This window comes from Streptomyces achromogenes subsp. achromogenes (genome assembly GCF_000720835.1).
Lineage (GTDB): Bacteria > Actinomycetota > Actinomycetes > Streptomycetales > Streptomycetaceae > Streptomyces > Streptomyces achromogenes.
The window spans coordinates 46,384-61,645 of sequence record NZ_JODT01000055.1 but is presented as its reverse complement, the minus strand read 5'-3'; the positions used below and the strand labels follow the sequence as shown (position 1 = coordinate 61,645).

At 71.9% G+C, this 15,262-nt stretch carries 15 protein-coding genes and 3 pseudogenes; 8 read left to right on the top strand and 10 right to left on the bottom strand.

All coding sequences use genetic code 11. The features are described 5' to 3' along the window. The first annotated feature begins 55 nt into the window (after window positions 1-55). Window positions 56-828 (top strand): annotated as a pseudogene (locus IH25_RS38155) (methionine adenosyltransferase domain-containing protein). Window position 829: 1 nt separating this feature from the next. Then, window positions 830-1,780: a carbohydrate kinase family protein gene (locus IH25_RS0135630; RefSeq protein WP_030620727.1), complete on the top strand. Its 951-nt coding sequence runs from the start codon at window positions 830-832 to the stop codon at window positions 1,778-1,780. Here IH25_RS0135630 and IH25_RS41455 read toward each other — a convergent pair. Then, window positions 1,750-1,992, bottom strand: coding sequence for a nuclear transport factor 2-like protein (locus IH25_RS41455; protein WP_157847074.1), 243 nt, complete (start codon window positions 1,990-1,992; stop codon window positions 1,750-1,752). The two genes, IH25_RS0135630 and IH25_RS41455, sit on opposite strands and share 31 nt — an antisense overlap. Before the next feature lie 515 nt (window positions 1,993-2,507). Then, the gene (locus tag IH25_RS0135620; protein ID WP_030620721.1) at window positions 2,508-2,852 is read right to left on the bottom strand and encodes a helix-turn-helix domain-containing protein; all 345 of its coding nucleotides are present in this window, start codon (window positions 2,850-2,852) and stop codon (window positions 2,508-2,510) included. A 564-nt stretch (window positions 2,853-3,416) separates the two neighbouring features. On the opposite strand from IH25_RS0135620, the gene IH25_RS0135615 reads away from it, so the two are divergent. Next, complete coding sequence (locus IH25_RS0135615) at window positions 3,417-3,791, top strand: hypothetical protein (RefSeq protein WP_030620718.1); 375 nt, start codon at window positions 3,417-3,419, stop codon at window positions 3,789-3,791. A 153-nt stretch (window positions 3,792-3,944) separates the two neighbouring features. Here IH25_RS0135615 and IH25_RS0135610 read toward each other — a convergent pair whose 3' ends face one another. The 4 genes from IH25_RS0135610 to IH25_RS0135595 all read right to left on the bottom strand — a co-directional run bounded on the left by IH25_RS0135610 (window position 3,945) and on the right by IH25_RS0135595 (window position 6,635). Continuing rightward, window positions 3,945-4,277, bottom strand: coding sequence for an SCO5918 family protein (locus IH25_RS0135610; protein WP_030620715.1), 333 nt, complete (start codon window positions 4,275-4,277; stop codon window positions 3,945-3,947). A 53-nt stretch (window positions 4,278-4,330) separates the two neighbouring features. Beyond that, the gene (locus IH25_RS0135605) at window positions 4,331-4,651 is read right to left on the bottom strand and encodes a CBS domain-containing protein (RefSeq protein ID WP_030620712.1); all 321 of its coding nucleotides are present in this window, start codon (window positions 4,649-4,651) and stop codon (window positions 4,331-4,333) included. A gap of 107 nt (window positions 4,652-4,758) precedes the next feature. Next, window positions 4,759-6,252 carry a DEAD/DEAH box helicase gene (locus IH25_RS0135600; protein WP_030620710.1) on the bottom strand — a complete coding sequence of 498 codons (1,494 nt, stop codon included), beginning with the start codon at window positions 6,250-6,252 and terminating at the stop codon, window positions 4,759-4,761. Window positions 6,253-6,431: 179 nt separating this feature from the next. After that, window positions 6,432-6,635, bottom strand: a complete 204-nt coding sequence (locus IH25_RS0135595; RefSeq protein ID WP_030620706.1) for a cold-shock protein — start codon at window positions 6,633-6,635, stop codon at window positions 6,432-6,434. A 496-nt stretch (window positions 6,636-7,131) separates the two neighbouring features. Here IH25_RS0135595 and IH25_RS0135590 point away from each other — a divergent pair, with 496 nt between their 5' ends. After that, window positions 7,132-7,344 (top strand): hypothetical protein, encoded by a 213-nt coding sequence (locus tag IH25_RS0135590; RefSeq protein ID WP_030620703.1) that lies wholly within the window; start codon window positions 7,132-7,134, stop codon window positions 7,342-7,344. A gap of 346 nt (window positions 7,345-7,690) precedes the next feature. On the opposite strand, the gene IH25_RS0135585 is transcribed toward IH25_RS0135590, so the two are convergent. Continuing rightward, entirely contained in the window at window positions 7,691-8,125 is a 435-nt protein-coding gene (locus tag IH25_RS0135585) for a MarR family transcriptional regulator (protein WP_030620700.1), read from the bottom strand. A 200-nt stretch (window positions 8,126-8,325) separates the two neighbouring features. Here IH25_RS0135585 and IH25_RS0135580 point away from each other — a divergent pair, with 200 nt between their 5' ends. Beyond that, the gene (locus IH25_RS0135580; RefSeq protein WP_030620698.1) at window positions 8,326-9,498 is read left to right on the top strand and encodes a PP2C family protein-serine/threonine phosphatase; all 1,173 of its coding nucleotides are present in this window, start codon (window positions 8,326-8,328) and stop codon (window positions 9,496-9,498) included. A gap of 239 nt (window positions 9,499-9,737) precedes the next feature. Further along, window positions 9,738-10,184, top strand: coding sequence for an anti-sigma regulatory factor (locus IH25_RS0135570; RefSeq protein ID WP_030620695.1), 447 nt, complete (start codon window positions 9,738-9,740; stop codon window positions 10,182-10,184). Window positions 10,185-10,417: 233 nt separating this feature from the next. On the opposite strand, the gene IH25_RS0135565 is transcribed toward IH25_RS0135570, so the two are convergent. The 3 genes from IH25_RS0135565 to IH25_RS0135555 all read right to left on the bottom strand — a co-directional run bounded on the left by IH25_RS0135565 (window position 10,418) and on the right by IH25_RS0135555 (window position 12,634). Further along, complete coding sequence (locus tag IH25_RS0135565) at window positions 10,418-10,921, bottom strand: MarR family winged helix-turn-helix transcriptional regulator (protein ID WP_030620692.1); 504 nt, start codon at window positions 10,919-10,921, stop codon at window positions 10,418-10,420. A 350-nt stretch (window positions 10,922-11,271) separates the two neighbouring features. Beyond that, entirely contained in the window at window positions 11,272-12,117 is an 846-nt protein-coding gene (locus tag IH25_RS0135560; RefSeq protein ID WP_030620689.1) for an RNA polymerase sigma factor SigF, read from the bottom strand. Between the two features lie 163 nt (window positions 12,118-12,280). After that, window positions 12,281-12,634 carry a hypothetical protein gene (locus IH25_RS0135555; RefSeq protein ID WP_030620687.1) on the bottom strand — a complete coding sequence of 118 codons (354 nt, stop codon included), beginning with the start codon at window positions 12,632-12,634 and terminating at the stop codon, window positions 12,281-12,283. A 387-nt stretch (window positions 12,635-13,021) separates the two neighbouring features. Here IH25_RS0135555 and IH25_RS42695 point away from each other — a divergent pair. Continuing rightward, window positions 13,022-13,993, top strand: a pseudogene (locus IH25_RS42695) (endo-1,4-beta-xylanase); the annotation flags it as partial. A 63-nt stretch (window positions 13,994-14,056) separates the two neighbouring features. Continuing rightward, window positions 14,057-15,184, top strand: a pseudogene (locus tag IH25_RS41845) (non-reducing end alpha-L-arabinofuranosidase family hydrolase). The last annotated feature ends 78 nt before the right edge of the window (window positions 15,185-15,262 follow it).

The window sequence follows — 15,262 nt, the reverse complement described above, 5'->3', positions numbered from 1 at the left end:
CGGTGCGGGGCCGGTGCCCTGCCGCCCACCTCCCCGGCCAAGGAGACGTCCGCACATGTCCCGTCGCCTGTTCACCTCGGAGTCCGTGACCGAGGGCCACCCCGACAAGATCGCCGACCAGATCAGCGACGCCGTCCTCGACGCGCTGCTCGCCCAGGACCCCACCGCCCGGGTCGCCGTGGAGACCCTGATCACCACCGGTCAGGTGCACGTGGCCGGCGAGGTCACCACCACCGCCTACGCGGACATCGCGACCCTCGTCCGCGAAACGGTCCTGCGGATCGGCTACGACTCCTCCAAGAAGGGCTTCGACGGCGCCTCCTGCGGTGTGTCGGTGTCGATCGGCGCGCAGTCCCCGGACATCGCCGGCAAGACCCAGGTCACCATCGAGTACGACGGCGACAAGGCCGTCCGCCTGGACACGGTGGTGGTCTCCTCCCAGCACGCCTCCGACATCGACCTGGAGACGCTGCTCGCCCCCGACATCCGCGAGTTCGTCGTGGAGCCGGAGCTGAAGGCCCTGACGTCGTGGCGGCCGGCCTGGCCTCCCGCTGCGAGGTCCAGGTCGCCTACGCCATCGGCAAGGCCGAGCCCGTCGGGCTGTTCGTGGAGACCTTCGGCACCGCGCGCGTCCCGCAGGCCGTCCTGGAGAAGGCCATCGGGGACGTCTTCGACCTCTCTCCGAAGGGCATCATCCGCGACCTGGACCTGCTGCGCCCGATCTACGGCCAGACCGCCGCGTACGGACACTTCGGCCGCGAGCTGCCCGACTTCACCTGGGAGCGCACCGACCGGGTGGACGCGCTGCGCGCCGCGGCGGGAGTCTGAGATGCGCGTCGCCGTCACCGGTTCCATCGCCACCGACCACCTGATGACGTTCCCGGCCCGCATCACCGACCAACTGCTGGCCGACCGCCTGGACCGGGTGTCGCTGTCGTTCCTCGTGGACAGCCTGGAGATCCGCCAGGGCGGGGTGGCCGCCAACATCAGCTACGGGCTGGCCCTGCTGGGGCACCGCCCGCTGCTGGTGGGGGCGGTCGGCGCCGACTTCGCGGAGTACGGCGCCCGGCTGTCGGCGCTGGGCGTGGACACCGGGGGCATCCTCGTCTCCGCCACCCGGCACACGGCCCGCTTCCTGTGCACCACGGACCCGGACGGCAACCAGATCGCGTCCTTCTACCCGGGCGCGATGACGGAGGCGGCGCGCATCGATCTCGCCGAGGTCGCCTCCGGCGCGGACGTCGTCCTGATCGGCGCGGACGACCCGGCGGCCATGCTGCGCCACACCCGCGCCTGCCGGCGGCTGGGCATCCGCTTCATGGCCGACCCGTCCCAGCAACTGGCCCGCCTCGACGGCGGCGACATCCGCGAACTGGTCGAGGGCGCCGACCACCTGTTCACCAACGAGTACGAACACGAACTGCTCCTGCGCAAGACCGGCTGGACCGCGGGCGAGGTCCTCGACCGGGTCGGCACCTGGGTGACCACGCTCGGCGAGAAGGGCAGCCGGATCGACCGCGCCGGAGAACCACCGGTGGAGGTCGCGGCGGCCCCGGCGACCGCGGTCACCGACCCGACGGGCGTCGGCGACGCGTTCCGCGCGGGCTACCTCGCCGCCCTGGCCACCGGCCGCACCCCGCCCGACGCCGCCCGCACCGGCTCGGTCCTGGCCTCCCTGGCCCTGGCGACGGTGGGCACCCAGACCTACCACGCCACCCCCGCCACCCTCCCACCCCTCCTCAAGACGGCCTACGGCCCTCCCGTCACACCTTCCGGCTGACCCCCGCCGCCTTCCCGGCCGGAGAAGAGGGTCTCGGCCACGTGGTGGGTGCCGGCGTACGCGACCACCGAGGCGACCCTGCCGTCGCGCACCGTGCGGACGCCGATGCGGCGGTTGTCGCAGGCGGCGCCGGTGACGGTCGTGGCCCCGGCGGTCCCTTCGGCCACCACGCGGTCGCCCTCGGCGATCGTGCCGACCGGGTCGGTCCTCATGACCGGCCCTCGGCCGCCCAGTGCCTGCTGCACGGTGACACGGATCCGGGGTCCGGCCGGGTGCGTCCGCTGTCCGACGGCCGGGACGCGGGGCTCACCCAGCGTCCGGTGCGGCTGGAGCCCGTCGACGCGGTGAGAGGCCCGTCCCACCCGCCGGCCGGCGTCGGCGCACTGCGGCCCGGGCCTGGACCATCTGCTGCGCAGCCGCGCACCGACCCCGAAAGCTTCACCGTCTTCCCCGCCGACGCGCCGCTGCCGGACCACGTCGGCCTGCGCCGCGTACCACTGGTGGAGCCGGCACCGCTGTACGCGTACGCGTGGTCGCCGGCTCGGCGGGAGTCCTCCCGGCGCCCGCTGCTCGGCACCCTGCCGCGCGGCTTCGCGAAGGCCGGCCGCGCCCGCCGCCGGCCGGAGTACACCCCGGGGCGCGACTGGCTCCCGGACACCGACCACCCGAAGCTCGCCGCCCGGCGGGACACCGGGTCCATGAGCCGGGGTTTCCGCCGACCGCGCCCTCAGCCGGCGCCGGAGCCGCCCGCCGATTCGCTGGCGACACGGCGGTACTCGGCGTTGATGCGCTGCGCTTCCTCGAGCTGGTCCTCGAGGATGACGATGCGGCACGCGGCCTCGATCGGGGTCCCTCTGTCGACGAGCTCGCGCGCGCGAGCGGCGATCCGCAGCTGGTAGCGGGAGTACCGGCGGTGTCCTCCTTCCGAGCGGAGGGGGGTGATCAGCCGGGCCTCACCGATGGCCCGGAGGAACGCCGGGGTGGTGCCGAGCATCTCCGCCGCCCGGCCCATCGTGTACGCGGGGTAGTCGTCGTCGTCCAGACGATCATTCAGAGGGTTGTCCGATGTCATGTCACCTCGCTGTGCAACGCGTCGAGGGGCCCTGATGCCGTACGGCACCAGGGCCCCGAAGGAAATTCAACACCATCTGTCGGCCCTACTGCTGTGCCGACCTTCTGTTCCCGCTATCCGGCCCGGCAGGGCGGAGCGGGGGATCGCAGTTGCGTGACCGGGGACCACCATCCATTCCGGGGCCTTGCGGTACCCGGGCCGAGTGCCTCTCGGGCCGGGCGATCCTGATGGCGTCAGCTCCTCCGTTCCTCTCGGACAATCCACTGAACGAACCGGTACTGCTGTTGGCGGCTTCTCCGGCAGCGTCGGGGACGCTACGGCCGCCGCCCGCCAGTTCGTGTCTGGCGGGTCTCGCTCGATCCCTGTCTACGAAAGAGACCGTACCCCTGTCGGAGACAAAAATCTACTGCGACAAGACTAGATTTCCATCGTTCGGCGGAGGGTGAATCTTGCCGTGAGCGACTCCTCGCAGGTGGGGCCGGGAGCCGCCTCCCGTCGACCGTGCGACCGCTTCCCGCCCCGCGGTGGGTGCGGGGGCCGCCGGGCCGCATAAGCTCTGCTGTCATGTCGAACCCTGATGAGCTGCTCGTCGCCATCTCCGCCGCTGTGGAGTCCGAGCGGAGCAATCAGATGTCGCTGACCGTGGTCGTCGGCGGCGCCGTGATCACCGGCCGGCTGGCTCCCGAGGCCGTGTGGCGGGAGCGGGTGGCGGAGGTCCTGAAGGACTCGGACCGGCTCGGCCCGTTCGCGGGCGTCTTCGGCCCGGATCCGCGAGGGCCCCGGTCCGGTCGCGGCGAGGCGCCCACACATCTGCACTTCCACCTTGCCCGGATCCTGCAGGGCAGCCTCGGCATCCCGGAGACGGGAGGGATGTACCGGGTCGCGATCAAGGACGTCAGCGCCTGGTCCGTGGGCGACCTCAGCTACTCCGACCGGTGAGACCGTGAGAACCGTGAGACAGGTGAGACGCCGTCCCGGCCCCTTCGCCCGGCCGGCGTTTCCCGGACGGACGGCGACATAGCGGTGGGGGCCCTGCCGACATGTGTCGGCAGGGCCCCCACCGGGATCCCGAGGGCGGTCTCCCGCCCGTCGTCATACGGCCACGGGGCCGGGGCCGCCGAGCAGCGCCGACGCGGTCCGCAGCGCACCGGGCACGCCCAGGCCCGCGCCCAGGTCCACGGACGCGGCCGCGGGCTGGTCGTGGCAGGTGAAACCGAGCCGTGTCATGGCCCGGGTGACCTCGCCGGCGGTGAAGTCCCGCGGGTCCTGCCGGGTGAGGATCCGGCCGACCTGCTTGGCGGGGTAGCGCCGGCGGCCGATGGTCACGGACGCCCCCGTGACGGGCTCGGGCTTGACGCCCTTCATCGAGTCCAGCACCCCCGTTCTGGTCAGTTCGAACGGGTACCGGGCGATGACACAGCGCATGGATGCCTCACAGGGGAGAAGTCGGGGGGAAGGGGAGGGGCCGGCGAGGCGGATCAGCGCGAGAGGGCGAGTACGCCCGGAGTCCGGCCGTACGCGCCGGCGTCACCGGGGCGGGCACCGGCCGGGGACAGCGATCCGTCGAGGACGTCCCGCAGCCGGATCCGGTCCGTGTACGCGGCACTGTCGCGGAGCCCGGCGAGGCGGACCAGGGTGACCAGGCCCGTGCTCCGGTCGTCCTCGTCGCACACGGTCAGGTACTCGACCCGGGCACCCGCCATGACGGCCAGGGCCACCTCGACGGTCATGTCGTCCCACACCCGGGGCTCGTGCCCCTCGACATCCCCGTCCGCGGTCACGGGGGCGGGGTCCGGCATGCGGTGCTGCGTCCGTGCTGGCGTCAAGAGGTGTCTCCTTCGGTAGAGGCGGGACGGCCCGGAGCCGGGGCGCCCGGAAGACCGGGGGTCTTCCGGGCGGCGCCGGTCTAGGCGGCCGCGTCGTTGCCGGGCCGCCGCTGTGCCCTGCGGCGCGTGCCCGCGCCGGCGGGACGGCCCTGGCCGCCGGCGCCCCTGCGGTTGCGGGACGGCGACGAGGCGCGGCGGGGGCGTTCCGCGACCGGCGTGGTGATGACCACCGGGACGCCGGAGGGCGCCTGGGCGCCGGTGATGCGGCTCAGCTCCGCCTCGCCCGAGCGGACCGGGGTGATGTGCGGGGTGATGCCGGCCGAGGCCATCAGCCGGGTCATCCCGCGACGCTGGCCGGGGGTCACCAGGGTGACGACGCTGCCGGACTCCCCGGCGCGGGCCGTACGGCCGCCACGGTGCAGGTAGTCCTTGTGGTCGCTCGGCGGGTCCACGTTGACGACCAGGTCGAGGCTGTCGACGTGGATGCCGCGGGCCGCGACGTTGGTGGCCACCAGGACGGTGACGTGACCGTCCTTGAACTGGGCCAGGGTCCGGGTGCGCTGCGGCTGGGACCGGCCGCCGTGCAGGGCCGCGGCGCGGACACCGCTGCTCAGCAGGTGCTTGGTCAGCCGGTCCACCGCGTGCTTGGTGTCCAGGAACATGATCACCCGGCCGTCCCGGGCCGCGATCTCGGTGGTGGTGCGGTGCTTGTCCGCCTCGTGCACATGGAGCACGTGGTGCTCCATCGTGGTGACGGCGCCTGCCGAGGGGTCGACGGAGTGCACCACCGGGTCGGTCAGGTAGCGGCGGACCAGCAGATCGACGTTGCGGTCCAGGGTGGCCGAGAACAGCAGCCGCTGGCCGTCGGGACGCACCTGGTCGAGCAGGGCGGTGACCTGGGGCATGAAGCCCATGTCGGTCATCTGGTCGGCCTCGTCGAGGACGGTCACGGTGACGTCGTCCAGCCGGCAGTCGCCCCGGTCGATGAGGTCCTTGAGCCGGCCGGGCGTCGCGACGACCACCTCCGCGCCGGTCCGCAGCGCACCGGCCTGCCGGCCGATGGACATGCCGCCGACGACGGTGGCGAGCCGCAGGCGCACGGAGCGGGCGTAGGGCGCGAGCGCGTCGGTGACCTGCTGGGCCAGTTCCCGGGTGGGGACGAGGATCAGGGCCAGCGGACGGCGCGGCTCGGCGCGCCGGCCCGCCGTACGGGCCAGTGCCGCGAGGCCGAAGGCGAGGGTCTTGCCCGACCCGGTACGGCCGCGGCCGAGCACGTCACGGCCGGCCAGGGAGTTCGGCAGGGTCGCCGCCTGGATGGGGAACGGTACGGTCACGCCTTCCTTGGCGAGCGTGGCCAGCAACGGCTCCGGCATGCCGAGATCGGCGAACGCCTCGACGGCGGGCAGCGCGGGCGTGATGGTCTTCGGCAGCGCGAACTCGCCCTGCGCGGGCTGTCGCTTTCCGTAACCGCCGGAGCGGCGCGGACCACCGCCGGAGCGGCCGGCGGCGCCACTTCCGCCGAAGCGGTCGTAGGTACGGGTGGTACGGGTGCTGGTGGTACGGGTGCGGTTCATGCGGAACCTTCCTCGATGCGGGCGCGTATCAAGGAATTTCCGCGGCAGTACGAGCGGCGCAGAGAATCGCGAGAACGGGCCGAAAATGACAGGGTCGGATCACCCTGGTAAAAAAGCGAGCCGGGGCCCGCACCCCAAGGTGCGGGCCCCAGCTGCGATGTATGCGTCAGACCTGCGGGTCAGGCAGGAATGATGTTCTCGGCCGTCGGGCCCTTCTGGCCCTGCGCGATGTCGAAGGACACCTTCTGGCCTTCCAGCAGCTCGCGGAAGCCCTGGGTGGCGATGTTCGAGTAGTGGGCGAAGACGTCGGGGCCGCCGCCGTCCTGCTCGATGAAGCCGAAGCCCTTTTCCGCGTTGAACCACTTCACGGTGCCATTAGCCATTTTATTTCTCCTTCGGAGACGGTGTCGGGAATACGCCCTGTGCGTATTCCGTGTCGCCGTGATGATCAACCGTCGGAAAAACCTTCTGGCAACCACACCTGCAACTGATGACGACACTAGCACGTCGGCACCGGCCGTGTGCTGGGCGCAATTCCGCCCCGCCTGTGGCCGTGGGAATAGTTATCGCGCGCCGCGTCGATTTCTTACGTTGCCACCACAGATATTGGTTCACGGAGGCGCGGTATTACCGTCGACCGCCGCCGCCCGCGGCGCTGTGACCTCCTACGACGGCCCGTGACCGGCCGCTCCCGGCGCCGGCGGAACGGACCGCCGGCGGACCCGCCGCGACCGGGAAGGGAGACGAAGGCCACATGCGGCCGTATGGGTCACCCGGGACGGTCTGGCGGCAAGCACACAGCATGTTCACACGAGCGTCCGGTAGCCGCTCCCCGTGCGGGCACCCGTCCGGGGCTGTCCGCCGGGAAGGAGCCCGAGCATGGCCATCGTCGCGAGCCTGTTGCTGCCGGTCCTGGGACTGCTGCTCTTCGGCATGGACCGCGTCGAGGACTGGCTGACGCGCTCGCCGCGGCCACCACGCCGTACCGGCGCCCGTCATGGCGCCGCACGTCACCTCCGCCTGATCCGGGGAGGCGGACGCACGGCCGCTACAGCCGCACGTACGGGCCGACGGTCGTCCGAAGCCGCCTGACCGTCTGGCTGCGTGGCCCTGACTGCCCGACCGTCCGCCCCTATGAGCGCCGGGCGGTGTCGCGCGTCGCGGTTTCCCGCGATGGCTCCGGACGTGCGCCGCGACCCCCTTTCGGAGACATGGCGCACAACCACCGGCAGAACGGGCCGTCACGGGGTATGCGAGTCGGTGAAAGGGCTGTCGGACGTACTGTTGCCGTTTGACAACAATAGCCGTGAGGCAACAAAGTAACCGTGTCGGACGTGCGCGGGGAAGGACCTGGAATGCTCCGGTGGAGGGAGGTCGCTCCGTGTGCCGACCGCCGTCGCCGCGAGGCAACGGTGGCACCGGTACCGCGAACGGTGGTTCAGGCGGTCCGGCTGCCGGACTCCGGGGCGTCGTCGGGTATCTGCGCCGCCGCGGTGGCGCAGAACGCCTCCAGCCCCTCCAGCAGCGCGATCCGCTTGGCGGCGGGCATATCCGCGAGCACCTTCCGCAACTCCGCCTCCCGGCGGGAGCGCAGGTCGGCGAGGAAGGCGCGGCCCCGGCCGCTGAGGTGCAGGCGCACCTCGCGCCTGTCCTCCGGGCTCGCCGCCCGCTCGATGAAACCGGCGGCCTGGAGCCGGTCGCACAGCCTGCTGGTGGACGGCGGGGTGGACGCCAGGGACTCGGCGAGCGTGCGCAGGTTGATGCCGTCGTGGTGCTCCAGGACGTGCAGCACGCGCAGTTGCGACGCGGACGTGGGCGCGGTCGAGGCGCGCCCCCACACGACTTCCAGCAGCTCGACGGCCGTCGTGGTCACACGGGCGACCTCGTCGGGCTCTGGACGGCGGCGGAAGGCAGTCACGGTCACACTCTCGCAGGCACTCGGGCGCCTCTCAGCGTACTAGGCACGCGCGCGGGCCCCAGGCGCCCCGAGGGGCCCGACGCGACGCGCGCGGGAGACCGGCCTCGTGACGAGGCACGAACGTTGTCCGGCGAAAGATTGGTGATTACTCCCCTATGAACAGATTCGTGGCCGCTGAACGCGCCCTGCGCACGGCGGCTCCCGACGCGTTGCTCGGCGCCACCCGTGCCGTACTGACGGAACAGTACGGCGCGGAGGACGTCGAGCTCTTCCTGGCCGACTACGGACTGACCGTGCTCCAGCCGGTGTCGGACCCGCCGCACACCCTGGAGCCGGTTCCGGTGCACAACAGCCCGGCCGGCCGCGCCTTCGGCTCGCAGCGGCCGTACTGCGAGGGTCGGCGCGACGGGCGGGCGCGGCTGCACCTCCCGGTCAGTGTGCGCGGCGACCGGCTCGGGGTGCTGTCCGTGACCCTGCCCGGCGGCGAGGCCGTCCGCCGCTTCGAGGCGGAACTGGCCGACCTCGCCGATGTGCTGGGGCGTGAGGTGCTCGTGGCCGAGCGCGACACCGACCTGTATCTGCGGGCGCGCCGCAAGGACCGGCTCACGCTGGCCGCCGAGATGCAGTGGCAGCTGCTGCCCGGCCGCTCCTGCTCCCGCTCCGAGTACGAGCTGGGGGCGCAACTGGAGCCCGCGTACGCCATCTTCGGTGACAACTTCGACTGGTCCGCCACCGCCGACCGCCTGATGCTCTACGTCACCAACGGCATGGGCGAGGGCATAGAGGCGTCGCTGCTGACGAACCTCGCCATCAACGCGCTGCGCAACGCCCGGCGCGCCGGTATCTCCATCGCCGACCAGGCGGCACTCGCGGACCAGGCCGTCTACGCCCACTACCGGGGCCGCTGCTATCTGTCGGTGCTGATGTTCGACTTCGACCTGGCCACCGGCCGCGCCGGTGTCGTGGACGCGGGCTCGCCCCGGCTGCTGCGGCTGCGGGACGGCACCGTGGAGCACGTCACCTTCGACGCCCAGTTGCCGCTGGGCATGTTCGAGGAGACCGACTACGTGGCCCAGGAATTCCAGGTCCGGCCCGGTGACCGGCTCGTCTTCGTCAGCGACGGGGTGCACGCCGTGGCCTCCCCGAAGGGGGAGGCGTACGGGGACGCGGCCCTGTCCCGCGCGATCCACTCCACCCGGCTGCTGCCCGCCGCCGAGGTGCCGCGTGCGATCCTGCGGGAGCTGACCGGCCACCGCGGCGAATCCGTCCCCGACGACGACGCCCTGGTGGTGTGCCTGGACTGGCACGGAAGGCCGGCCGGTACGTGAGCGGCGGGCCGCGACCGGTTGTGACGATCGCGTGTTGGCCTCCGTACACCTTTCCCTCGATGCTTGCCGCGTGGCAATAATTGTCGGATGGCTTGCCGTCGGCCGGCCGGGGACGCCCACAGCAGGGAGACGATGAAGGTGGCGGAGTACGGCACGGCACCGGACGTCGACAGGGCCCTGTCCCCGCCGGGCTGCGGCCCCCCGGCCATCCCATCCGCCCACCCGGAAGAGGGTGCGTGATGCATGCCCCACCCGCTTCGGCCGCCTGCCTGCCCATCGGCTCGGACGCGGACCTGGCCCAGGTACGCCGGCACGTGCGCCGGATCACCACCGACCTCGGATTCGGACTCGTACAACAGACGAAGCTGGTGACCGCCGTCAGCGAACTCGCCCGCAACACCCTCGTCCACGGCGGCGGCGGGCACATGGAGATCACCCGGCTGGGAGAGGGCGGCCCCCGGTGCGGCCTGCGGTTGTCCTTCGTCGACACCGGCCCCGGCATCAGCGACATCGACCTGGCGATGACCGACGGCTACACCTCCGGCGGCGGCCTCGGTCTGGGCCTGAGCGGCGCCAGACGGCTCGTCCAGGAATTCGCCCTTGACAGCCGTCCCGGCCGGGGTACCACCGTCACCATCACCGAATGGGTCTCCGCCGTGCCCTCGCCCCGCACGGGCTCGCCATGAGCGGCCCGGGACCTCCGCGTCACAGGGAACCGGCCGCCCGCCGACGGCGGTCACCGGCCCGGGAACCGACGTGGTCCGGCGCATCCGGGAAGAACGCGCGGCCTTCGCGCGGGACACCGACGGTGCCGCACGTGTCCTTTGGGGCGGGGGCGGGGGCGGGTGCCGGTACGGCGTCACCGGTGTCGTCGGGGCGGGCCCCGGTGAGGCCGCCCGGCCGGTCACGGCCGCCGCGGTCAGGGCGGCGCCCCGTCGGTCCGCGCGCCCGTACCGTCCCGAGCGGTCAGGAAGGCCCGCATCCCCCGGCTCAGCGCCTCCCGGGCGGCGGGGTCCATGCCGGCGAGGACCACGGCGAGCGCCCGTGATCTGCGCTCGGCCACCTCGCTCAGCACCTGCCGGCCGCGCCCCGTGAGAACGAGCTGCACCTCACGCCGCTTGTGCGGATGCAGCAGCCGCTCCAGCAGTCCCGCCGCCTCCAGCCGGTCGCACAGCCGGCTCGCGGTCGGCGGGCCTATCTCCATGCCCTCCGCCAGCGCGGTGAGATTGAGCCCCGGCTCGGCCTCCAGGATCCGCAGGGCCCGCAATTGGTGCGGCGACAGCCGCAGACTCGCGCCCTGGGCGGCCACCGCCCACAGGTGCGCCAGACCGTCCACGGCATCGGCGATCGCCCGCGCGACGGCCAGGAGATCGTCCCCCGGTCCGTTCGGCCGGTCGTCCCCGATGCCGCCGAGACGAGTCACGAACACATCGCTTTCAGTAAGGGCCTGCGCATGCCGATACCACCTTCATCCACACGCGGTACCCGACGAGCCGCCGGACAACCACCTCCGGTGGGTCATCGTAGGAAGCCGGGCGGAACCGACCGGAGGAGATCCGTCCGACGGGAGGGACGGCAGGGTCGGCGGGGACGGTCGGCGGCCGGAGCGCGAGCCGCCCGCGCGGCCGGCGGCACCGGGCCCTCGGCGGTCGCGGCGGGAGCACGGGACTGCCCGGTCGGCAGCCGCGTCGACGCGGCTCCCGACCGGGCAGTCCGGTAAGCGAGCGTGCTTCGTGACGGGCGTACGCCTGCCCGCGCGGAGGCGGGGCCGGCTCACCCGGTGGCGAGCATCCCCGAGCGCAGCCGGGCCACGATGCGGGAGATGAGCCGGGAGACGTGCATCTGCGAGACGCCCAGCTCCTTGCCGATCTCCGCCTGGGTCCGCTCCTCCACGAACCTCAGGTGCAGGATCCGCCGCTCCCGCTCGTCCAGTTCGGCGACGAGCGGGGCGAGGGCGTGGAAGTCCTCGACGAGTTCCAGCGCGGTGTCCTCCTCGCCGATGAACTCGGACAGGGCCGCCTCGCCCTCCTCGGAGTCGCCGGTGATCGCGGCGTCGAGAGAGGCGGAGTTGTAGCCGTTCGCCGCGATCTGGACCTCCACGACCTGCTCTTCCGTGAGGTTCATCAGGGCGGCCAGCTCCGAGACCTTGGGGGCCCGCCCCAGCCGGCTGCGCAGCTCCTCGCTCGCCTTGGCGAGTTCGGTACGGGCCTCCTGAAGTCGCCGCGGCACATGGACGGACCAGGAGGTGTCCCGGAAGAACCGCTTGATCTCACCGACGATGTACGGCACGGCGAAGCTGGTGAACTGCACGTCACGGGCGATCTCGAACCGGTCGATCGCCTTGATCAGGCCGATCGTGCCGACCTGGACGACGTCCTCCATGTCCTGACCGCTGTTGCGGAACCGGCGGGCGGCGAAGCGCACCAGCGACATGTTCATCTCGATGAGCGTGTTGCGCGCGTACTGGTATTCGGGCGTGCCCTCCTCCAGCACGGCGAGCCGGTCCAGGAACGTCTTGGTCAGCTCGCGGGCGTCCTGGGGTGCGATCTTCTGCGGGTCCGCGATCTCCGGCAGCTCCGTAACGGAGCCGGTCGCCGTCCCGACGAGTGCCGTCGTCATCCCAGGCCTCCCCTGCCATCCACGCCCGCCCCCGGTGGGCAGGCCCTCACGGGCGCGCCTACCCGGCAACAACCACCTCATGCCCACCCATCGTGCCGAATTTTCTCCGGACGCCCGGGCGGGACCGGCCGGGCGACGATCACGACGGTGGGCGGCGGGCCGTTCAGGAGAAGGCGACGGAGCGCAGCAGCAGGCGGTCGGACGCTCCCGCGCCAGGCCGCAGGGTGTAGTAGGTGTCGCCTCCGCAGTCGGCGTCGAGGAAGACGGTCGCGGTGGAGTCCGTGAGGTTCTTCGGCGCCCTCGACACCGTGCCGGGCCCGGCGGCGGGCGTCGGGAGGTTGACGCACCGGCCGCTCGCGGGGTTGTTCAGGAAGCCGACGGCGTCGTACCCCTCGTCGGTGGTGTAGGTGTAGCGGAACTGGCCGGTCGCCGCGGAGGCCGAGCCGGGCGCGGTCAGCAGCAGGACCAGGGCACTGCAGGCGGCGCCGGCGGCCGCCGTGACGGTACGAAGAGACACGGGGTTTCCTTCTGTCGGGTAACCGGTACGGTCAGTCCCAGCGATGCCCAGGCACCGGCGGGTTAGACGCGGTGTCCCCCGAACGGGGCCCTCGGATCAGACGTACGAGGTCCGGCCCAGGGCCATCCACGTGCGTGCTCCTCGCGCCGTCGGAAATCGAGGGCCGTGGCGGCGAGCGCGGTTCCCTTCACCCGGGCGACGGCCAGGACCCGGTCGCATACCTGCCCGGGGGTCTCGACTGTCGGGTCGAGGGGGCCGGTGGCACCGACGAACACGCACGCGCCCGTGAGCAGATGATCTCTTCCCCCGATCACGGCAACCTTTGTACGCGGGGCGGCGACTGGCGAGTAACCGAGGCCGGATCTCGGCCCGTTGTGCCAGAAGGACATGCCCTTGTCAGATCAGAACCGCTCTCATCGCCGCCGTCCGGCTACCCGCCGCGTGCTGGCCGCCGCCGTGGTCCTCGCCGCCGCGGGTGCCGCCGTGCCCCTGGTCGCCCAGGCCGCACGCACGCCGGATGCCCGCACGCCGTCCCTGGCCGGTGCGGCGGCCGGCAGCGGCCGGTACTTCGGTACGGCCGTGGCTGCCGGGAGACTCGGCGACTCGACGTACTCCACCGTTCTCGACCGGGAGTTCGACATGGTCACCCCCGAGAACGAGATGAAGTGGGACACCGTCGAACCCTCCCGCGGGAACTTCCGCTTCGGCCCGGCCGACACGATCGCCGGCCACGCCGCCGCACACGGCCAGCGGCTGCGCGGGCACACGCTGCTGTGGTACCGGCAGCTGCCCGGCTGGGTGAAGTCCATCACCGACGCCAACACCCTGCGCAGCGTGATGAACAACCACATCACGACCGAGATGAGCCACTTCAAGGGCAAGGTCTACGCCTGGGACGTCGTCAACGAGGCCTTCGCCGACGGCGGCAGCGGCCAGCACCGCAGCTGGGAACTCCAGGACGTGCTCGGCAACGGCTTCATCGAGGAGGCCTTCCGCACCGCCCGGAAGGCCGACCCCGCGGCCAAGCTCTGCTACAACGACTACAACATCGAGAACTGGTCCGACGCCAAGACGCAGGGCGTCTACAAGATGGTCAAGGACTTCACGTCCCGCGGCGTGCCCATCGACTGCGTCGGCTTCCAGAGCCACTTCGGCGCCGGCGGCCCTCCGGCGAGCTTCCGGACCACCCTGTCCAAATTCGCCGCCCTCGGCGTGGACGTCCAGGTCACCGAGCTCGACATCGCCCAGGCGTCCGCCACCGCGTACACCGACGCGGTCAAGGCCTGCCTGGACGTCGCTCGCTGCACGGGCATCACGGTGTGGGGCATCCGCGACAGCGACTCCTGGCGCTCGGACGAGAACCCGCTGCTGTTCGACGCGGGCGGCAACAAGAAGCCCGCCTACAGCGCGGTGCTCACGGCCCTGGGCGGCAGCGGCGGCGGCACGGCGGAGGGGGGCATCACCTCCGGCACGGTCTACACGCTCTCCGACGTGGCCGCCGGACGCGTTCTCGACGAGCCCGCGGGATACAACGGCAACGGCACCCCGCTCCAGGTGTGGGACGCCAGCGGTGCCGCCAACCAGCAGTGGCGGGCCGGCCGCAACAGCGACGGCTCCTACACGCTGACCAACGTCGCCAGCGGCCGGGTACTGGAGGAGCCTGCCAACCAGACGGGCAACGGGACGAGGACGCGGGTCTGGGACGCGGGCGGCGGCGCCCACCAGCACTGGCGGGCCCACCGGAACAGCGACGGCTCCTACACGCTGACCAACGTCGCCAGCGGCCGGGCGCTGGAGACCCCCGGCGGCCGGACCGCCAACGGCACTCCCGTCCAGATCTGGGACGCGGGCGGCGGCGCCAACCAGCGCTGGAACTTCAGGTCGACCGCGCTGACGGGGGGCAGCACGTGCGCTCTTCCGTCGACGTACCGGTGGTCGTCCACGGGCGCCCTGGCGCAGCCGGCGAACGGCTGGGCCGCGCTGAAGGACTTCACCAACGTGACGTACAACGGCAAGCACCTGGTCTACGCGTCGTACGCGTCGGGGTCGTCCTACGGCTCGATGGCGTTCAGCCCCTTCACGAACTGGCCGGACATGGCGTCGGCCCGCCAGACCGGCATGAACCAGAAAGCGGTGGCGCCCACACTGTTCTACTTCGCGCCCAAGAACATCTGGGTGCTGGCGTACCAGTGGGGTCCGTGGCCCTTCAGCTACCGCAGACCCTGATCGCCGACGAGAAGAACATGTACCTGTTCTTCGCCGGTGACAACGGCAAGATCTACCGGGCGAGCATGCCGATCGGGAACTTCCCGGGCACCTTCGGCTCGTCGTACACCACGGTCATGAGCGGCGGGCAAGGCCAACAGCGGCGCCGGCTGGACCAACGACATCAGCCACGGCGACCTGGTCCGCGACAACCCCGACCAGACCATGACCATCGACCCCTGCAACCTGCAACTCCTCTACCAGGGCAAGTCCCCCGACACACCGAAGGACACCCCCTACGACAACCTGCCGTACCGGCCGGGCGTCCTCACCCTGAAGCGCTGACCGCGCGCTGAGGAATCCTCAGCCCGCGAAGATGATGAAATGCGCCCCCGTCTCTTCGACGGGGGCGCATTTCATCGG